Origin of the sequence: Lentilactobacillus sp. (genome assembly GCF_040773105.1) — a bacterium.
Lineage (GTDB): Bacteria > Bacillota > Bacilli > Lactobacillales > Lactobacillaceae > Lentilactobacillus > Lentilactobacillus parabuchneri.
The window spans coordinates 1-4,710 of record NZ_JAXGWW010000161.1 but is presented as its reverse complement, the minus strand read 5'-3'; the positions used below and the strand labels follow the sequence as shown (position 1 = coordinate 4,710).

General features: G+C 42.8%; 4 protein-coding genes. All 4 read left to right on the top strand.

Annotated elements, in window-relative coordinates; genetic code table 11:
- On the top strand, positions 1–675 hold a 675-nt coding region (gene yycF, locus AB3112_RS08385), incomplete at its 5' end, for a response regulator YycF (RefSeq protein ID WP_367334279.1).
- Positions 676–716: 41 nt separating this feature from the next.
- Entirely contained in the window at positions 717–2,570 is a 1,854-nt protein-coding gene (gene walK / locus AB3112_RS08380; RefSeq protein ID WP_084973738.1) for a cell wall metabolism sensor histidine kinase WalK, read from the top strand.
- Positions 2,560–3,858: a YycH family regulatory protein gene (locus AB3112_RS08375; protein WP_084973736.1), complete on the top strand. Its 1,299-nt coding sequence runs from the start codon at positions 2,560–2,562 to the stop codon at positions 3,856–3,858. The genes walK and AB3112_RS08375 overlap by 11 nt, the downstream gene beginning before the upstream one ends.
- A 15-nt stretch (positions 3,859–3,873) precedes the next feature.
- Positions 3,874–4,704: a two-component system regulatory protein YycI gene (locus AB3112_RS08370; RefSeq protein ID WP_065203838.1), complete on the top strand. Its 831-nt coding sequence runs from the start codon at positions 3,874–3,876 to the stop codon at positions 4,702–4,704.
- Positions 4,705–4,710: the final 6 nt, after the last annotated feature.

Genomic DNA, 4,710 nt, shown 5'->3' with positions numbered 1-4,710 from the left:
GTCGACATTGAAAAATTTAATTTAACTAAAGAGGGCTATGAAGTATCCGTCGCTTATGACGGTGAAGAAGCCTTAAAACAAGTCAAAGACGTTGATCCGGATCTCATTATTTTGGATCTGATGCTGCCTAAAATTGATGGGCTTGAAGTCGCCCGTGAAGTTCGTAAGACAAAGGATACACCCATTATTATGGTGACGGCTAAGGACTCTGAATTAGATAAGGTTCTCGGCCTGGAACTCGGGGCGGATGACTATGTCACCAAGCCATTTTCAAATCGTGAATTAGTTGCCCGGGTTAAGGCGAACTTGCGCCGACAAGGAACCAATAGCAGCAATTCCAACGAGGAAGACGAAAATAAAGATATTAAAATCGGTGATTTGGTTATCCATCCGGAAGCCTACTCCGTTTCCAAACGTGGCGAAAATATTGAATTAACTCACCGTGAATTTGAGTTGCTTCATTATTTGGCGCAACACATCGGACAAGTGATGACTCGTGAGCATTTATTGCAAACAGTTTGGGGTTATGACTACTTTGGGGATGTTAGAACAGTTGATGTGACCGTTCGGCGGCTGCGTGAAAAAGTTGAAGACAGTCCAAGTCACCCAACCTGGCTGGTGACGCGTCGTGGTGTTGGCTATTATCTGCGCAACCCAGAAAGCGACCAAGCTTAATCAGTCATGAAATCAATTTGTATAAGGGGTATTAACTGGTTGTGAATAATCGAATTAAGTTTTACCAATCAATTAAATTTAAAATAGCGCTGGTTTTCGCCCTAATTCTGCTGGTGACGTTGGAAATTGTTGGTGCGGTGTTCGTGAGGCAACTGGAACACCAAAATTTAGCGACCTTTAAGAATCAAATTCAGCTACAGACGTATGTGACCAATTCTTTAACGACAGAGTTGTCGTTGTCGAATGAAACAAAAGCCAACAGCCGGATCAAGACGATCCTGAACGATTCCGACAGTAATAACAGTGCCCAAATACAGGTTATTGATAATAAAGGGACGATTCGTGGAACCAACCAAATTAACAACCAGGCGATTGTTGGCCAAAAGACAACCGACGATAATGTTAAAAATGCGATATATAACGGGAAGAAGTTTGAAAAGACCACCTTCGATTCGTCGACAGGTGCCCGTTACTATACCCTGATTTCGCCGTTAATTAAGAGTTCCAACAATAACAGTACGGTCGTCGGGGTCGTCTATACCCGGGCAAATCTGGATTCTGTGTATGACAGTATCAATAGCGTTACCCTGATTTATCTGTTTGCCGCTTCAATTGCGATTATCCTGGGACTCTTGATTTCAATCGTGATTTCGCGAGCGATTACCCGACCAATTGAAGAAATGAAAAAGCAAACGATTCGAATTGCCCGTGGCGACTATTCCGGCCAAGTTCACGTTTATGGAAACGATGAGCTGGGTCAATTGGCCAGTGCGGTCAATAACTTGTCAGTCAGAGTTGAGGAGTCCCATGAATCGACTGAGTCTGAAAGACGACGACTGGATTCGGTGCTGGCAAACATGACCGATGGTGTTTTAGCCACTGATCGGCGTGGAAACGTGATTATTATTAACGAGACTGCTGCCAGCTTCTTGGACCTCGATGAAAATCAGGCGATGGGAAAGTCAATCCTGGACGTTTTGGATATTCGAAAGGACTATAGCCTTCGGGACTTGCTTGAAAAGCCGGATGAGTTGATACTCGACTTCTCAAGTGAAGACCACAGCCTGGTCCTGCATGCCCATTTCTCACTTATTCAACGAGAATCCGGCTTTATTAGTGGACTGGTCTGTGTGCTCAGAGATATTACCGAGCAGCAACGAATCGATCAGGATCGAAAGCAATTTGTTTCCAACGTTTCTCATGAGTTGAGAACGCCTTTGACCAGTGTTCGTTCCTACATTGAGGCATTATCAGACGGGGCCTGGAAAGATCCCAAGCTGGCACCGAAGTTCTTGAAGGTCACCCAAGATGAAACGGATCGGATGATTCGGATGATTAACGACCTGTTAACCTTGTCACGGATGGATTCCGGAACTCAAAAGATGGAAGTTGAACTGGTCAATATCAATGAGCTGTTTAACTATGTCTTAAACCGTTTTGACATGATTCTCAAAAAAGAGGACCACCCGGAAAAGACTTATACCATCAAACGCTACTTCACCAAGCGTGATCTGTGGGTTGAACTGGATACCGACAGATTTACGCAAGTTTTGGATAATTTGATGAATAATGCGATTAAATACTCACCCGATGGTGGCGTGATTACTTGTCGCTTGTACGAAACTCGAAATAAAGTCATTTTAAGTGTCAGTGATCAAGGCTTGGGAATTCCAAGAAAGGACATTCCCCATATCTTTGATCGTTTCTACCGAGTTGACAAGGCCCGTTCTCGTCAGCAGGGTGGAAGTGGTTTGGGGTTGGCAATTTCTAAGGAGACTGTCGAAGCTTTGCATGGCCAAATTTGGGCCGAAAGTGTCGAGGGCAAGGGATCGACCTTCTATATTGCCCTGCCTTACGAACCGGTAGAAGAGGAGGACTTGTGGGATGAGGTTTAGTAAATACTTAATACCACTTGCACTCACCATTGCGGTGGTCGTCAGTCTAACGCTTTCAGTGGTATTGTGGACCAATCCGGCCAATTATCGGACCAATAAGCAGACGGCTCAAAGCCCAACGTCCCAGCAGATGGTTAAGCCCAGGGGCTATGTCTATTCACCGGTTCAAGCAATTCACACCAACGCTGACGGAAGCCAGGTTATTTTGGTCAACAAATTGGTCAATACGGTTACTGAAATTAAAAAGACAATGAAGAACTACAAGGATCCACATATTAAAACTTTAAGCAAAAATTCCAAGGTGGATTACTTTAGGATTGCCAATCAAACCGATTCGATTATGTTGAACTATTCGGACACTGTTTCAATGAAGATGGTCAATCATATCGTTCATAACCGATTTAAGAAACTGCCGAATTACAAGATTAATCGGATTGTTTTACCAACTAATAATTCGACTAAGCTTTATCTCTTGGCAGATAAGAATTTTACGGTTTATGAAATTGACATCAAAAAGCATAGTCTCAAGTCGCTGAATAACGTCCTCAAGATGGATATGCGAACGCAGCCGGCAAGCTTTAAATTACTTAACAACCAACCGACCGTTTATGTGACGACCGCGGTTCAAATGCAGCCTTACAAGTATTTGATTGATCGTCAGTCAGATGATTATTACGTTAGTCGATTACTCAATAGTGCCGATTCCCAGAATATTAATGTCAAACGCCGTAAGAAGACAACGATCTACGGAGACCAAAGTTCACTTCAGTTAATTTTTAACTCGAGTAACCGAATGGCTGAATTTTCTGATTTTCGGCCTAACCATAACCTGCGTAATTTAACCTCAACTTTGAATGATTCCTACAAGAACCTCATCAAATTAGGGGTTCCAATGGATAACGTCCGCTTCTTTAGTTACGATCAGAAGACCCGTTCGGTCATGTATCGAACCTATGTAGAAGGATTTCCAATTTTTCGATCGGATGGATTTGGGACAGTTTCAACCCGGACACTCAATTCAAGTGCCCAACGAAGTGAATTTTCTCTGGATAATCCCGAAGTTCCATTACCAAGTAATAAGGGCTACACCTCACTTCCTTCGACTGAAACAATGCTGAAGCGGCTTGAAAATCGAGGGTATAACGTTAAAAAAATCAGTAAGACCCGAATTGGCTACACTTGGACAAAGGATAAAACCTCACCGCTTCTGATTGATCTGACGCCTGATTGGTACGTGTACTATAACAACCGTTGGCTTAGCTACACATCACTCATGAATCAATACTAGAAAGGAGGGAGCCTGGTGAACTTTAGACGAATTGAAATCATCTTTTTGGTGACTTTCATCGCAATTGATATTTTCTTATTTGGGATGTTCAAGAAAAATATGAACATGCAAGCCGATAACGTTTCTCAGGGCGATTCGGATTCGGTCATTGTCAAAGAAATGCGTAATGACCAGATTAAAGTTGGTAATCTGTCCAAGAAAAATGCCTATGCTTTCTATATTTCAGGTGAGCAAAGCAACGTTTTGCGTAATCAAATGGGCCAATTAACCAACCAGACCCCCCAATATGTTGGTCATGAGCTGGAAAGTGAACTTAAGCAGCCGATTAATGTTGATCAAAATAATCCGCAAAAAACCATTAACAAGCTCTTAACTGATTCAACGTTTGTCCTGTTTGGTGACCAGTACGTTTACAGTAAAGACCTGTCCACCAGTCGCAATATCGTTTACAATCAAAAGGCGATGGGCAGCTCCATTTATTCGTCGGAGGCCCAGATTCGGTTTACGCTGAATTCCGATCACCAAATTGTGAGTTATACCCAGTCGTATCTGGAGGGAATTAAGAGCCTCAGAGAAAAATCTGAAACCATTTCAGAAACGCGTGCATTAATTTGGTTGTATCAGTATAATGAAATACCAAATAACACCACGGTTGCCTGGACAAATTTGGGATATACCAAGCTCTTGTCGATTGACGGAGACCGGGTATTTATTCCAACCTGGATCATTGCCATTCGACCGCAGAACTCCACTCAGATTCAACTGAAGCGGATCAATGCCTTTACAGGTGGTATTATCAAGGAAACCGATGAAAATTTGAAGAATAGTCAGTCGTCAATGGATTAAAGTTGG

Coding starts and splice junctions, on each gene's coding strand:
- AB3112_RS08375 (WP_084973736.1), top strand. CDS start 2,560: ATGAGGTTTAGTAAATACTTAATACCACTTGCACTCACCATTGCGGTG.